This is a genomic window from Ralstonia sp. GX3-BWBA, from assembly GCF_003290055.1.
GTDB lineage: Bacteria > Pseudomonadota > Gammaproteobacteria > Burkholderiales > Burkholderiaceae > Ralstonia > Ralstonia holmesii.
Genome location: NZ_QMKS01000022.1, coordinates 155260 through 169508, shown reverse-complemented (window position 1 = coordinate 169508; position 14249 = coordinate 155260). Strand labels below are relative to the sequence as shown.

Below are 14249 nucleotides of genomic sequence, written 5' to 3'. Positions count from 1 at the left end.
ATGACCGGCAAACTTTATTTGGTGTCCGTCGGCCCAGGAACGCGCGAGCTGATTCCCCCGATGGTTGAAGCCGCGCTGCAGGCCAGCGAGGTGATCGTCGCCTACGACCTTTACCTCACCTGGATCCAACCCTGGATTGCGGGCAAGACCATCCACACCTTGCCGCTGACCCAGGAGCGCGACCGCGCACAACTTGCCATCGCGCAGGCACGCGCAGGCAAGACCGTGGCCCTGATCTCCAGCGGCGATATCGGCATCTACGCCATGGCGGCATTGGCATTCGAAGAGATGGCGGAGGACGACCGCTATGACGTGCAACTGATCCCCGGCATCACCTCGGCCAACGCCTGTGCATCGCTGCTCGGTTCTCCGCTGTCGCATGACTTCGCCACCCTGAGCCTGTCCGACCTGCTCTGTCCGTGGGCATGGATCGAAACACGCGCCCGCCACATCGCCCAGGCCGACCTCGCTGCAGTGTTCTACAACGTGCAGAGCAAGCAGCGCCAGGAGGGGGTCTACCGCATCCTCGACATCATGCTCGAACATAAGCGTGCGGAGACCCTGTGCGGTATCGTGCGCAATGCTTACCGCGAAGACCAGACCGTAGAAATCCTCACGCTGGCCGAGCTGCGCACGCGGCGCTTCGACATGCTCACCACCCTGGTGATCGGCAACCGTTTCACCAAACGCAAGCGCGGCTGGATCTATACCCCGCGCGGTTACGGCAACTGGGACGACACACCGGACACGGTTACCGCTGCCAACCTGCCGGTCGGCGCGACCTGGGTCTTCTCCGGCACCAGCGACGGCAACGCGCTGGCGCGGGAGATCGTTGCGGCGGGCCACTGCACCGTGGTCTCGAGCGCCAGCGAATACGGCGCCGAACTGGCCGGACAAGCGTGCCCCGGGGCCACCCCGATCGCGGGCCGGCTAGGCATCGAGCGCCGGCGCGAACTGCTGCGGGGAAGCCGTGCGCGCGCGATTGTCGATGCCACGCACCCCTACGCCACGGAGATCTCGCAGCAATTGATCGCGCTCGCCAAGGAGCTCGATCTGCCCTACCTGCGTTACGAACGGCCGCGCGCCATGAGCCTGCACAGTGCGCAGCGCGCAGCGTCGATCGAAGACGCCGCGCAACTGGCCATGCAATACGGAAAACGCATCTTCCTTGCCACCGGCTCCAAGGACGTCGCGCGCTTCGTGCAGGCGCCAGGCGCGGTGGACCACCAATGGTTCGTGCGCCTGGCGCCGGACCCGCAGCACCTTCAGCGTGCAATCGATGCCGGTATTCCGCGTTCTCACATCGTCGCCATGCAGGGCCCCTTCTCCCAAACGGCCAACGAAACGCTGTGGCGCGACTGGGCGATCGACTGCGTGGTCACCAAAGACTCCGGAGACGCCGGCGGGGTCCGCACCAAGGCGGCAGCGGCGGCAGCGCACGGTATTGCGCTGATCGTCGTCGACCGGCCCAGCCTCGACACTCCGGCCACGGCCTCTGACTTTGCGTCGGTGCTGGCCATGCTGCGAGGGCTGCACGCATGAGCCAGCCACGCATTCCCGTGACCGTCATCACCGGCTTTCTTGGCGCCGGCAAGACCACGCTGCTGTCAAATCTGATGCGCGACTGCAAGCAGCGCCGCCTCGCGATCCTGGTCAATGAATTTGGCGAAGTATCCATCGACGGTGCGCTTCTTCGCGGTGAGGGCGGCGAGGGCAAGGAAGGCAGTGGGGTTGAAATCCACGACCTGTCCAATGGCCTGGTGGCCTACGACGACGACGCGGATTTCCTGCCGACCATGCTGGCGCTCTGGCAACGCCGCAGCCTGATCGACCACGTGCTGATCGAAACCTCGGGACTCGCCCTGCCGACCGCCGTGATGGAGCAACTGCAGAGCGAAGCGCTGGCCCCCTACTTTGTTCTCGACGCCACGCTGGCAGTGGTCGACACACCGTTGCTGCTGGCGGGCGAATTCCGTCAGGCCACCGCCGGTGCGAACCAGGACCTCGATCAATCCGTGGCCGGTCTGTTCGACATGCAATTGGCCAACGCCGATATCGTGGTCTTGAACAAGATCGACGCGCTGGGCGAGCCAGCCTTGCTCGATGCCGAGGCACGCGTGCGTGCGCTTGCGCCGTCCATCCGCTTCATTGAATTGGCCCAGAAGGCGAAACTCGATACTCGCTTGACGCTGGGCCTGCATCTGCACGAGCCGGCCAACACAGAGCATCGGCACTATGGGCCGATGGCCAGCATACCCGGCCTGAAAATGCGCCCCCTTGCAAACCAGCGCCTGTTCGACGGCCACAGCCACGGCAGCCTCGGCGCACACAGCCACGGCCTCAGCACGCACAAGCATTTTCACGAGCAGGACCCGGGGTGGCTGTCATTCCTGCTTCGCAGCACCCAGGCGCAGGACGCCGACACGCTGCGTGAGGCCATCGCCGCCATTGCGCGCAGCGAACCCCTGCTGCGCATCAAGGGCTTCGCGCCCACGACCAGCGGTGAAGGCCGATTGCTTGTCCAAGGCGTACGCAGCCGGATAGAGCTGCGGCACGAAGCCGATGCGGCACCGGCGCGGCACGCACAATTGGTCTTCATCGGCTATCACCCAAGCCGCGCGCGCGTCATGGAAAAACTGAACGCGTTGACAGGCACCACGTGGCGGTAAGCGGACGAACCCAAGGAAGATCGCACCATGCAGACAGACCCGACCGCGCACCAGCGCATGACCGAACGGCGAAAGGCCGGCTTCGAAAAAAAGAAGGCCGCGGCAACGCATGAAAAGGGATTGCTGATCGTCAATACCGGCACCGGCAAGGGCAAGAGCAGCGCCGCCTTCGGCATGGGGCTGCGCGTGGTCGGCCACGGCATGCGCCTAGGTGTTGTGCAATTCATCAAGGGCGCGCTGCATACCGCCGAGCGTGACCTCTTGGGCGGCTTTCCCAACTGTGATTTTCTGACGAGCGGCGACGGCTACACCTGGAACACGCAGGACCGCGACGCGGATATCGCAACCGCCCGCAAGGGCTGGGCAGAGGCGTGCCGCATGATCCAAAGCGGCGAGTACGACATGGTCATCCTGGACGAGCTGAACATCGTGCTCAAGTACGACTATCTGCCGTTGGCAGAGGTGCTGGCCGTCTTCGCAGCGCGCCCGCCCGCGCTGCACGTGGTCGTGACCGGTCGGCACGCGCCCGAGGCCCTGATCGAGGCGGCCGACCTCGTCACCGAGATGCGCCTGGTCAAGCACCCTTATCGCGAGCAGGGTGTGAAGGCACAGCAAGGGGTTGAATACTAGAACCGAGCCATGCCTACGCAAACCGCAGCCCGCTCCTGTCCCGCGTTGTTCCTGACGGCGCCGGCCTCTCACCAGGGCAAGACCACGCTCACGGCCGGTCTCGCGCGCCATCACCGTAACCTCGGTCGCTCCGTCCATGGGTTCAAGACGGGGCCTGACTTTCTTGATCCCTTCATCCTGGAACGCGCATCGGGCAATCCGGTGTATTCGCTCGACCTGTGGATGACCGGCGAAGCCGAGTGCCGCCGCCGGCTCTACGATGCCGCCGCCAGCGCAGACCTGATCCTCATCGAGGGCAGCATGGGGCTGTTCGACGGTACGCCATCGAGCGCTGACCTGGCGGCGGTGTTCAACGTGCCCGTTCTTCCGATCATTGATGTCAGCGGCATGGCACAGACGTTTGCCGCGGTAGCGCACGGCTTGGCGACGTTTCGGCCCGGCCTGCCGTTTCACGGCGTCGTGGCCAATGGTGTCGCCAGCGCCCGCCATGCCGAGATGCTGCTTGAGATGCTGCCGCCATCGCTACCCTGCGCCGGTGCGGTGATGCGCGACCCGGCGATGGCGCTGCCCGAGCGTCATCTCGGCCTCGTGCAGGCGCAGGAGATCGACGATCTCGAATCGCGCATTGCCACCGCGGCAGCACGCATTGCCGAGACCGGGCTGGCCGAACTGCCCCCGCCCGTGGCGTTTGCGCCGGCAGCGGCTGTGGCAGTGCCACGACTGCTGGCCGGCGTGCGCATTGCCGTGGCCCGAGACCTGGCGTTTTCGTTCCTCTACCCGGCCAACCTGGAATTGCTCAGCGCGTTGGGTGCAGAAGTCGCGTATTTCTCGCCACTGGCCGATGAACCGCTACCTGCCGCCGATGCGGTCTACCTGCCCGGTGGATACCCCGAACTGCACCTGAAAGCGCTCGGTGCCCACGGGGCCACCCGGGCTACGCTGCGCGCACACGTCGCTGCCGGCAAGCCCCTGTTTGCCGAGTGCGGGGGCATGCTTTACCTGCTTGACGCGCTTACTGAGCGAACCGGCACCACGGGCCCGATGCTCGGGCTCCTGCCGGGCCACGCCACGCTGCACAACCGGCTTGCCGCGCTCGGCCTGCAATCGGTCGAGCTCGGTGGCGAGACGCTGCGTGGTCATGCCTTCCACTATTCAAGCGTGCAGACTCCGCTTGCACCCTATACCCATGCGCGCCGGGCCAATGGGGCAGCGCCTGGCGAGGCCATCTATCGCCACGGCAGCATCCTGGCGAGCTATCTGCACTGCTACTTCCCCTCCAGCCCGAGTGCCACCGCCGCGCTCTTCAAGCCATGAACCGACATCGTTACAGCGACAGTGAAATCGATGCCGTCTATCGGGTCATCCGCGAGCGTCGTGATATGCGGCATTTCCGTCCGGGCCCGATTGATCCTGATGTGCTGCGGCGCTTGCTGCATGCCGCACATCTCGCCCCCAGTGTGGGGTTCATGCAGCCGTGGCGCTTCATCCGCATTACCGACCGGCAACTGAGAACGCAAATGCATGCTCAGGTTGATGCCGAGCGCAGACGCACGGCCAGCGCGCTGGGCGAGCGCGAAGACGAGTTCATGCGGCTGAAAGTCGAGGGCATTCTGGACTGCGGCGAAGTTCTGATCGCCGCCCTTATGGACGGACGCGAGCGACATATCTTCGGCCGTCGCACCATGCCCGAGATGGATCTCGCCTCGGTCGCCTGCGCGATCCAGAACCTGTGGCTGGCTTCCCGCGCCGAGGGAATCGGCATGGGCTGGGTGTCGCTGTTCGATCCACAACTGCTTGGGCGATTGCTGAAGTTGCCAGCCGATGCCCGGCCCGTTGCCATCCTCTGTCTAGGCCATGTCGACAGTTTCTACGACAAGCCGATGCTCGAACAGGAAGGCTGGGCAGAACGGCAATCACTGTCCGACATGCTGCTCGAAAACTACTGGAGCACGGATTGAAGGGATCGGCATCGACGCATGGCCTGATTCTCCGGGATGCCTTCTCTGAGCGCATAACCGGCCAAGCGGGCGAGAAAATCGCTCTCGAATTCCGCCCGGACCCAGCACCGACACGGCTCGTCGCATGTCTCTGGTCACACTGGGCGAAGCCAGGCGAACCGGATCTGCTACTGGGACTACATCGCTGGTGAGGCGCGGCTAGCCGTCACGCTAGGCCGATCCAAAGAGGGGTTTCCATAGGAACAGTGGCAGATAACCGCTGCCGGCAAAGACGAATAGGCCGTCTTAACAGCAGTCAATACCTGCGTATATCAAGCTAAGCGCCGCGTGCCCACTTCGCCCGTCTCGTGGCCGCACCTCAATCAATAGGGATTAACGTTGCGTCAAAGCGCGGCCGCCCGACCTGCCCGCTCTTGCGATGCTGAAACGGCCGCGCGTGGCGTCGGCCACTGGCGACGGCACGGTACCGGCAAAAGCATCCGCCCAATGGCCGGGTATCACCGAAACTTGACGCTTACGATGAGCCTGAGCTCGGCTTCGGTGGTATCCAACGCGATGCGTCGCTTCGGGGCCGAGCAAGTATTCCCCCCCCGGTACGCAGCGGGCGTTCAGAGGCTTATTTCAGGGGGCGCACGCTCATGCCGTTACTTAGTGTCGTTGGGGGATACGTGACCACAGTGTCGTGGTCCTGAAGCCCATCGAGTATCTGGGCTTCTTCCGCGTTGCGCTGCCCGATCTGAATGATTCGCTGGGCAGCTTTTCCATTCTTGACGATGAACGTGCACCAGTGGTCGCCACAGCGGAATAACGCGCCGATCGGCAGCTTGAGCACATCAGGCTGGTCCGAGATGATGATGCGGCCTTGTACGCGGTAGCCATCATTCAATCTTCCCGGTGGGTCCACAAGGTCCGCGACAACATGGACGCGCTGCTCTTCGACCCCCAGCGCCGACACCTTGGTAAACGCCCCCGGGCCGACTGTCCGTACCGTGGCGTTGACCGCCAATGGGCCACCCCACTCCACGACCGATACACGCATGCCGGCGCTGATCTTGACAGCATCGGTCGACAGCACGTCGACCACCAGTTCATAGCGCGAAGGGTCAGCTAAGACCATGAGGACCGTACCTGCGAGCACGACGCGCTCACTTTGCTGTTCGATGCGTAGCAGCACTGAGTTGGCCGGTGCCCGGACTTCAACAGGCTGCCCTGCTTCCAACGCCTTCAGATTAGCCATCGCGACACGAACGTCGGCTGCGGCCGACGTCTCCCTCGCGCGTGCTGCGGACAGATCGCTGGCACTGGAGGCAGACATGGTCCGCATCTGCTCCACTTCCTGCCTTGACATGGCACCGCTGCTCAGAAGCGTTTCGCCCCGGGCCAGGTCTCGGCGAGCCTGTTCGTAGTCCGCCCTGGCGTGAGCGGCCCGCGCCTGGGCCTCACGAAAAATTGCCTCTGCCGCATCAACACGCGCCCGTTGCGAAGCTCGCTCCCCCGGCGTCATCGGCACTGGCACCAGAGCGGCGATCACCTGCCCGCCTTTAATCTGATCGCCTTCATGCAGTTCAACGCGAAGCAGTCGGCCTGTGATCGGTGCCGTGATGACGTAACGATCATGCGCACGAATTTCGCCGTCTTCGTCGATCGTGACTTGAAGCGGCCCACGTGTGACGCGCCCTGTGTCCACTGTCGCAGGCGTTGGCCAGAGCGCGTACGCGAGCGTCAATGCCAACGCAAGCGCGGCACCAGCAAGAGCAAGGGACTTTCGCAGAGCGCCGCGCTTCATGATTCTCTGGCCTTAAGCACTGCGACGATATCCAGCCGTCTGATCTTGCCCGCCACCAGCAGCCCCGAACACACAACCGCCCCACCCGCTACAAGGAATGCGTAAGCGAAGGTCGCGGCATGAACCACGAGCGGAAGGCGGTATAAATCTGTTGCCAGCCGAGTCGAGAGGAGCCCGCACACGCCATAGCCAAGCAGGAGTCCGGCTGGGAGCGCAATGGCGGTGAGCACAAACTGCTCCCCAAGCAGAATCCAAGCGACCTCGGTCTGCGTGAACCCGAGCACGCGCAGGGAAGCCAACTGCTGAACGCGCTCCGAGTAAGCGATTCGCATGCCATTGAACGCCACACCAAACGCAATCACACAGGCAAAGGCGAAGTTGATGGACGTGGACAGACGAACGCTTTCGTCCATGATCTTACGGAAGCTGGCGATGACGGACTGGCGCACTGCCACCGCATTCACCGTCGGCAGCCGCTTGAGCGTCGCATACAGATGCGCAGCCGCATGCTGATCGACTGACAGCCTTGCCCCTGACCAGTTTCCGCTCTCCCCCAGCAGTTTCGCCAGCGCTTTCTGGTCCATGTAGGCCGCGACGCCCACCAGATCGCCGGACAGCTGCATCAACGTGACCTGTCTGGTTTGACGCTCGCCTTCAAGCACTTCGATGGTGACCGGATCACCGGGTTTTATGCCAAGAACGGCGGCAAGTCTTGCCGAAACCACTAAGCCATCCGGGGGAATATGCAGCGGTCTGCCCTCATCATCAACCAGCCTGTGCAGATCTGCCTTCTGAGCGATTCCGCTCAGCGACACGCGCCGAGACCGATACCCAGCGGATAGCTTGACCGGTACATCGCGAAACCCCTCGACCTTCAGCACGCCGGGCAGACGCTCGATCGCGTAGACGGCGCGGTGAGATAACGGCTGAGAAAAGGCCACCGTCACTTCCTGGCGCTCGATTTGCTGAAATTGCGTATCGAAAAGGAAATCGATTGAATCGAAGAAGAACCCGCCGACGACAAGAATCGCGCTCGCGCATGCAATGGCTAAGGAACCAAGGAGCGACTTGACGGGTTGGCGCGCGATATTGCGCGCAATCATTCGCCACACCACGCTGAGTTGCCGATAGATGCCCGCCCGCTCCACCCAGCCCACTGAAAACGCCGGAGGAACGACTGCGCGAAGCGCCTCGACGGGCATCAACCTCATGGCCTTCGCAGTGCTCATGATGGCACCGCCAAGTGCCGTTCCGAAGCTGATGAAGAACGCCCAGGCCATCGTCGAAAGATCGGCGCGAAATTCGAGGTGAGCCAGCCGATAGTACCGGGCGTAGAGATCGGTCAGATACGTCCCTAATGCCAATCCGCCACCAATACCGATAGCAGTACCCGCCGCAGCAACGACGCACCCGAGCTGCAGGTAATGCAAACCTACTGAAAGATCACCGTATCCAAACGCCTTCATCAAGCCGATCTGCGAGCGTTGTGTATCGATCAGCCGGGTCAGGACGTTCTGCAAGAGAAACATCGCGACGAGAAAAAAGATGGCCGGCACATAGGTGGCAGTCACGCGGTTCTGTGCGATCTCGTCGGTAATGAACCGATTCGATATCTGGTCTTCCCGGCTGATTGTTCCAAGTCCGCCGTACGGCAACAACATTCGATCGATCTGCGCCATGAGGTGCGGCGCGGGCACGCTTGCATCGAGAGACAACACGAGATCATTGAAAGCGCCGTCCATGCGGAACGCTGCTGAAACCGCATTCGTTCCCATCCACACCACGCCGTAGTGACGGTTGTCGGGGAAGATGGAGCCGGCGCCTGCCTCGTAGACATACTCCGGCGAGATTGCAAGACCAACAATGTGCAGGCGCTTCCAGCGGCCGTTCAAGATGGCGCTGAAGTATTGGCCGGGGCGCAGGCCATTGGCATCTGCAAAGGCCCCGCTGACCAGCACCTCGTCTTCGCGGCCCGGCGAAATGTATCGGCCGCTTTGAAGATGCAACAGGTTCAGCGCGGGCCAGCCGAGTTCCGGGATCGAAACAAGGCGCGCCGTGGCTGGCTCGGAAAGGCCGGGTATGTCGACCGTGACATCTGACACCACGCGTGCGTCCACATGTGACACCCCCGGTAATGCAGCAATGCGCGAAGCCGTCTCCAGTGGTGCGCGCTTCAGATGCACGAAAAGATCGGCAAAGCGATATGACGCGTAGTAGTCCTGCTGGGCGTTCAACAAAGCCAGATAGGTGCTGCGCATCGCCACAAACGTAGCAACGCCGCATCCGACAACCAAGACCGCCGCTACCACCTGCGCCCGCATTTGCCAGAGGTCTCGCCAGAGTAGCCGGACAAGCATGGTCACCATGCCAGATCCCCCACGCGGGCACGCTGAGCGTTGCGGCGTTGCTCGACAATGGTGCCGCTGCTCATGCGAACGACACGATCCGCCATGTCGGCGATGACGGCGTTGTGCGTGACGATGACGATCAGGGTGCCGAACTCGCGGTTCACCTGTTCGAGCACCTCTAGCACCAGTTGCCCCGTCCGGAAATCCAATGCGCCTGTCGGCTCGTCGCACAGGAGGACATCTGGCCGCTTTGCGACAGCGCGGGCGATGGCAACACGTTGCTGCTCACCCCCCGACATCTGCGAGGGAAAGTGATCCGCCAGCGCCCCGATCCCGACCCGGTTCAGGGCCTCAGTGGGGTCCAGCGGGCGCTCTGCGATGTCCGTCACCAGTGCGACGTTCTCGCGAGCAGTCAGGCTTGGAATCAGGTTGTAGAACTGAAAGACGAATCCAACGTGTTCCCGGCGGAATCGCGTTAGACCTCGTTCCCCCGCGTGGGAAAGATCGTGGTCCCGATACACGATGGAACCGGTTGTTGGTGTATCCAGCCCGCCCATCAGGTTGAGTAACGTGGATTTGCCACTGCCCGATGCCCCGAGCAGCACAACGATCTCACCCGCGCCGAGTTCCAGATCGACGTGTTCCAGGGCGCGCACGCTCACGCTTCCCATTGGATAGACCTTGCTGACGGCCTGAATATTGAACACCGTTTCCACGACACACCAGTCGGCTAAGGCGGCTGGCGAGTAAGCCGCTCAGATGTTCGGCGCTGCCCAGAAAGCGACGTCCAGCGTTCTGCGATTGCCCTTCCGACCAGCATGCCTGCCGCAATTGCAACATCCACAGAATCAAAGTCCGGAGAGACGTGGTGGAAGCGCTCCAATTTGGGATATTCCAGCGCGGCTGACTTGGGCGAGCAGACAAAGCCGGTGTAGGCGTACTTGAATTCATCGCACCGCCCAACGACCGCCAAGATATGAATAGAGCAGCCCCGGTACTGTTCAATTGCCCAGGCCGACATATCGATCTCCTGCAAAGCATACGGGGCTGTCATGCATGCCAGCCTCATCAAGCTCTGCCCTCGCATGTCTGGGCAGGGTTTTCCGGGCGAAGAAGAGAGGGCCAGCGCACGGGTTCTTTCAGGCTACTTGCATTTGCCCGCCAGACGTTGACTTACCTCAATCAGTACAGATGCCAGCGCTGAGGGGCCAACGTATCGGTAATCCGCCGCGTATTCAGTGAGTTGATATCCCACTCCAAATGCGCACTGTCGATGACATGCGCGACGACCGGTCCGGAACCAGGCGCTGCCCATTGCATTCCCGACTCAAAGCTTGTGGGTCTGCTCATCGCCCTGCCTTTGTCCGTGCGGCTTTGGCGGACGATGCGATTGAATCCGGTCGCCGCCAGCGCAGACGCTTCGCTTGCACAAGGTACTGCCAATCCAGTTTGGCAAACCCATAAACGAGCGCCAGAAACACGAGCTGCGACACGACGAAGTACACACCCATATACGCGCCGTCGATCTCCGTTTCCACATCCAGATAACGGGCACCAATCTGGGCAATGCGCGTCCAGGTCAGGTAGCTTATCCAGCGGCCAACGAAGAACGGAAGCCCGATCAACCAAAGCCGCATCCCGGTCAAGCCGTAGGCTATGAAGATGTAATTGGACGGGAACGGGCTGAACGCGTACGCGAGCATCAGCCCGACCGTCATACCTTTGCGGTCTTCGAGCCAGGCGCGGACAACGTCGATGTTCTGACGATCCGCCTCGCGCATCCAGCGATTGCGTACGAGCGAGCAGGATAGCCGCGCCAGAACCAGACGGCCGAGGGTTGCCGCGCAAGCGGCAATGCCCGCAAGAAGCACCGGGTTGGCATCAGGCCGTGAGAAGCCGATCCATGACATCACCATCCACGTCGGCGGTGCGAAGGCCGGCATCACATTCAGCAGCAGGACGGTCGCGAACAATGCGAGCAGGTTTGTCATGACGATCAAGCCTCTCCTCCGAGCACATGGAACAGTTCGTCTTCTTGTGCGCAATGCAGCCGCAGGATGGCATCGAGCCCATACAGCAAGCGTTGCAGCTCCTGCGTCACAGCGGCGTCAGGGCCGTCGGAGGAAACATCCGCCACGATCCGGCCCAACAGGTTTGTCACGCGGAATATCTCGCGATGCATGGCGCTCATGGCAGCCATCGGGTCATCCCCACCAAGCAGGCGGGCGACGTCAGGATAGAGCTGGGTATCGTCGCGGCGCTCATGCGGCACCAGTACGTCTGCCAAGGACTGGTTGAGCGATAGCAGCGCGGCTTTTGCCGCACCACCGGCCATATGGGGCAGTGAGTCCGCGACCACGCGGATCCGGCTCAGGATGGGTTCCAGCTCCGCGTGTTCGGCCGTGAGGCGCTCGACGTCTGCAGAGACGAGTGACCGGGTTGCCTCGTCTTCTGTTGGCCGCAGTGCTCGCAACGCGCTGGCGATCGCCAATACATCAATGACCTCTTGCAGCATTGCGCCTGGCAAAGGCGCCAGATAACCGAGTGCAGCGACAACCATAGCGGCCAGCGATAACGACATGCCGATCATCACGCTCTGCAGCGCGACGCGGCGTGTGCGGTGCGCTATCCGGACCGCGTCAACGAGCCGATCCAGACGGTCCACCAACAAGACAATGTCTGCAGCTTCCGAAGAGGCAGCAGCGCCGCGCGCACCCATTGCCACGCCAATGTCCGCAGCAGCGAGCGCAGGCGCATCGTTGACGCCATCGCCAACCATGACCACCCTGCCGTCGGCGCGTGCCCCCCGGATCACCGCAAGCTTGGCCGCCGGAGACAGGGCCGCATAGACCTCCGTCACCCCCAACATGGATGCGACGGATTCGGCAACGTCTGCCCGGTCCCCGGTCAACATCGCCTGCCGGGTGATGCCCTCTCGACGCAGGAGTCGCAGCGCGCGAGGTGCCTCAAGGCGAACGCGGTCAATCAACTGCAATGCGCCCACCAGTTCACCATCCACGCCGACAAAGACAGCCGACGCACCGGCATAGCTCACGCGCTTGACGAACGCTTCCACCCAGCGCGGCATATCAGACGAACCCAAGACATACGGCAACGCGCCGATGGAAACGACATGCCCTTCAACGCGGCCGCAAACGCCGGCTCCCGGACTCTCGACAACGGCACTCGGAAGTTTCAGCGTCGCGCCCTGTTCGCGCGCGGCCTTGGCGACGGCTTCTGCCGTGACGTGATTCGATGCCTGTGCGAGTGAACCGGCCAAGCCCAGCACAACATCGGATGCGTATTGCGGGGCGCATTCGACGTCGACCAATCGTGCATATCCGCTGGTCAGGGTGCCCGTTTTGTCGAAGAACAGCGTGTCGGCCAACGCCAGTCGCTCCAATGCGCCGCCGCCTTTGACCAGTACGCCTCGCTTGGCGCAACGCGATAGCCCTGAAACGATGGCGACAGGCACTGCCAGGATCAATGGGCACGGCGTGGCCACGACGAGCACGGCAAGACAACGCGCCGAATCACCGGTAAGGATCCAGCTTGCCCCCGCCAGGAGAACGGCGACGCCCCCAAAGGCAAAGGCGTACCGGTCAGCCAACCTTACGGAGGGGCTACGTTCTGCCTGCGCTGCACTGACCAGCCGGACAACGCCCGCAAACGTGCTCTTTTCGGCAGACGCACTGGCGATCATTTCGAAAGCGGCGCCCACATTCAGCACGCCGCTGCAAATGGCATCTGCCGCCTGGCGATGGCGGGTGAGGGATTCTCCTGTCAACGTGGATTCATCCAGATCGGCAGGCTCGGACAAGGTGCCGTCCACCGGCACGACTTCGCCGTGCCGCACCAGCAACCGGTCACCCGCTTGAACCTTCTCCAGGCTGACCTGATGCCACTGCCCGTCGTCGAAGCGATTGGCCCGCTTGGGTGCATGGCCAAGCAGCGCAGTCATCTCGCGCTGCGCACGCGCTTGGGCAAAGTCTTCCAACGCGCGCCCGGTCGCGAGCATCAACGCAATGACCGAGGCGACCAGCACCTCGCCCGACAAGAGCGCAAAGGTAATCGACGTCACCGCCAGAACATCCACCCCGGCCTGGCGTCGCATCAGTGACTGAACAATCGTGACGACCAGGGCCACCCAGTTCGGCACGACGCCAATCAGCCAGAGTTGCCGCGCGAGCACATCGGCACCGAGGTACCGTGCCCATAACCCTGCCGCCAAGGTCAGCACCGACAAAGCAAGCAATGCAACGTTGGCAAGCAAGCGCGCGGAGTGCATCGCTGAGGCTCTTGTCGGCGCAGTTTTCATGTGGGCTAGATCATGCGGCGCAGCAGCCGATCCTTCAGGATGAACTCATGCCAGAGCGCCGCGGCGGCATGCAGCCCGACCACGATATAAACGACCGTCGCGCCCGACTCATGAATTTCCTTGGCCAAGTGGGCCAACGACTTGTCCTGCGCCAACGCCAGCGTCAGATTCAGTCCGAACGGTTGAATCGGCTTGCCTGCCAAAGCCAGCGCCAGCAAACCCAAAACGGGCATCCCCACCATCAGGACGTAGAGCACGCCGTGCGTGAGTCGCGCGACAAGCTGAACCAGCGGTGTGCCCGGCACGGGAGGCGGTGCCTGCGTGCCCACCCGGGCCAGCAAGCGCAACACCATCAGGGCGAACACGGAGAGCCCTGCTGTCTGATGGACCATGAACAGAGCGGCACGCTCGGCGCTGCCTTTCGGAAAGAAATCCATGATTTCGATGGCCACGACGGCGATCAACACCGCCAGAACCACGAGCCAATGGAGCGAGCGCATGGTGAGGGAGTATTTCGGTTCAGATTGCATAGCGTTATCC

At 62.6% G+C, this 14249-nt stretch carries 12 protein-coding genes; 5 read left to right on the top strand and 7 right to left on the bottom strand.

The window, feature by feature from the left end:
- The 5 genes from cobJ to bluB are packed head-to-tail and all read left to right on the top strand — an operon-like array spanning position 1 to position 5257.
- The gene (cobJ, locus tag DOD19_RS21195; RefSeq protein ID WP_112187894.1) at positions 1 to 1542 is read left to right on the top strand and encodes a precorrin-3B C(17)-methyltransferase; all 1542 of its coding nucleotides are present in this window, start codon (positions 1 to 3) and stop codon (positions 1540 to 1542) included.
- Entirely contained in the window at positions 1539 to 2669 is a 1131-nt protein-coding gene (locus DOD19_RS21190; RefSeq protein ID WP_112187892.1) for a GTP-binding protein, read from the top strand. Before cobJ ends, DOD19_RS21190 begins: the two co-directional genes overlap by 4 nt.
- Before the next feature lie 27 nt (positions 2670 to 2696).
- The gene (cobO, locus tag DOD19_RS21185) at positions 2697 to 3299 is read left to right on the top strand and encodes a cob(I)yrinic acid a,c-diamide adenosyltransferase (RefSeq protein ID WP_024978873.1); all 603 of its coding nucleotides are present in this window, start codon (positions 2697 to 2699) and stop codon (positions 3297 to 3299) included.
- Positions 3300 to 3308: 9 nt separating this feature from the next.
- The gene (locus DOD19_RS21180) at positions 3309 to 4613 is read left to right on the top strand and encodes a cobyrinate a,c-diamide synthase (protein WP_112187890.1); all 1305 of its coding nucleotides are present in this window, start codon (positions 3309 to 3311) and stop codon (positions 4611 to 4613) included.
- Positions 4610 to 5257: a 5,6-dimethylbenzimidazole synthase gene (gene bluB, locus DOD19_RS21175; RefSeq protein ID WP_112187888.1), complete on the top strand. Its 648-nt coding sequence runs from the start codon at positions 4610 to 4612 to the stop codon at positions 5255 to 5257. The genes DOD19_RS21180 and bluB overlap by 4 nt, the downstream gene beginning before the upstream one ends.
- A 616-nt stretch (positions 5258 to 5873) precedes the next feature.
- Here the strand turns inward: bluB and DOD19_RS21165 are convergent.
- From DOD19_RS21165 to DOD19_RS21135, 7 genes are all read right to left on the bottom strand, one after another.
- Positions 5874 to 7043, bottom strand: a complete 1170-nt coding sequence (locus DOD19_RS21165; RefSeq protein WP_112187883.1) for an HlyD family efflux transporter periplasmic adaptor subunit — start codon at positions 7041 to 7043, stop codon at positions 5874 to 5876.
- Positions 7040 to 9409 carry an ABC transporter permease gene (locus tag DOD19_RS21160; protein WP_112187881.1) on the bottom strand — a complete coding sequence of 790 codons (2370 nt, stop codon included), beginning with the start codon at positions 9407 to 9409 and terminating at the stop codon, positions 7040 to 7042. Before DOD19_RS21160 ends, DOD19_RS21165 begins: the two co-directional genes overlap by 4 nt.
- The gene (locus DOD19_RS21155) at positions 9403 to 10107 is read right to left on the bottom strand and encodes an ABC transporter ATP-binding protein (RefSeq protein WP_112187879.1); all 705 of its coding nucleotides are present in this window, start codon (positions 10105 to 10107) and stop codon (positions 9403 to 9405) included. Before DOD19_RS21155 ends, DOD19_RS21160 begins: the two co-directional genes overlap by 7 nt.
- Before the next feature lie 14 nt (positions 10108 to 10121).
- Positions 10122 to 10412 carry a hypothetical protein gene (locus DOD19_RS21150; RefSeq protein ID WP_112187976.1) on the bottom strand — a complete coding sequence of 97 codons (291 nt, stop codon included), beginning with the start codon at positions 10410 to 10412 and terminating at the stop codon, positions 10122 to 10124.
- Positions 10413 to 10737: 325 nt separating this feature from the next.
- Positions 10738 to 11382: a hypothetical protein gene (locus DOD19_RS21145; RefSeq protein WP_112187974.1), complete on the bottom strand. Its 645-nt coding sequence runs from the start codon at positions 11380 to 11382 to the stop codon at positions 10738 to 10740.
- A gap of 5 nt (positions 11383 to 11387) precedes the next feature.
- Entirely contained in the window at positions 11388 to 13679 is a 2292-nt protein-coding gene (locus DOD19_RS21140) for a heavy metal translocating P-type ATPase (RefSeq protein ID WP_112187876.1), read from the bottom strand.
- Between the two features lie 35 nt (positions 13680 to 13714).
- The gene (locus tag DOD19_RS21135; RefSeq protein ID WP_112187874.1) at positions 13715 to 14239 is read right to left on the bottom strand and encodes a cytochrome b; all 525 of its coding nucleotides are present in this window, start codon (positions 14237 to 14239) and stop codon (positions 13715 to 13717) included.
- Between the last annotated feature and the right edge of the window lie 10 nt (positions 14240 to 14249).

Excerpts from the sequence above, each read along its gene's own strand:
- cobJ (WP_112187894.1), top strand. The coding sequence starts at position 1 with ATGACCGGCAAACTTTATTTGGTGTCCGTCGGCCCAGGAACGCGCGAG.
- DOD19_RS21190 (WP_112187892.1), top strand. The coding sequence starts at position 1,539 with ATGAGCCAGCCACGCATTCCCGTGACCGTCATCACCGGCTTTCTTGGC.
- cobO (WP_024978873.1), top strand. The coding sequence starts at position 2,697 with ATGCAGACAGACCCGACCGCGCACCAGCGCATGACCGAACGGCGAAAG.
- DOD19_RS21180 (WP_112187890.1), top strand. The coding sequence starts at position 3,309 with ATGCCTACGCAAACCGCAGCCCGCTCCTGTCCCGCGTTGTTCCTGACG.
- bluB (WP_112187888.1), top strand. The coding sequence starts at position 4,610 with ATGAACCGACATCGTTACAGCGACAGTGAAATCGATGCCGTCTATCGG.
- DOD19_RS21165 (WP_112187883.1), bottom strand. The coding sequence starts at position 7,043 with ATGAAGCGCGGCGCTCTGCGAAAGTCCCTTGCTCTTGCTGGTGCCGCG.
- DOD19_RS21160 (WP_112187881.1), bottom strand. The coding sequence starts at position 9,409 with ATGGTGACCATGCTTGTCCGGCTACTCTGGCGAGACCTCTGGCAAATG.
- DOD19_RS21150 (WP_112187976.1), bottom strand. The coding sequence starts at position 10,412 with ATGTCGGCCTGGGCAATTGAACAGTACCGGGGCTGCTCTATTCATATC.
- DOD19_RS21145 (WP_112187974.1), bottom strand. The coding sequence starts at position 11,382 with ATGACAAACCTGCTCGCATTGTTCGCGACCGTCCTGCTGCTGAATGTG.
- DOD19_RS21140 (WP_112187876.1), bottom strand. The coding sequence starts at position 13,679 with ATGCACTCCGCGCGCTTGCTTGCCAACGTTGCATTGCTTGCTTTGTCG.
- DOD19_RS21135 (WP_112187874.1), bottom strand. The coding sequence starts at position 14,239 with ATGCAATCTGAACCGAAATACTCCCTCACCATGCGCTCGCTCCATTGG.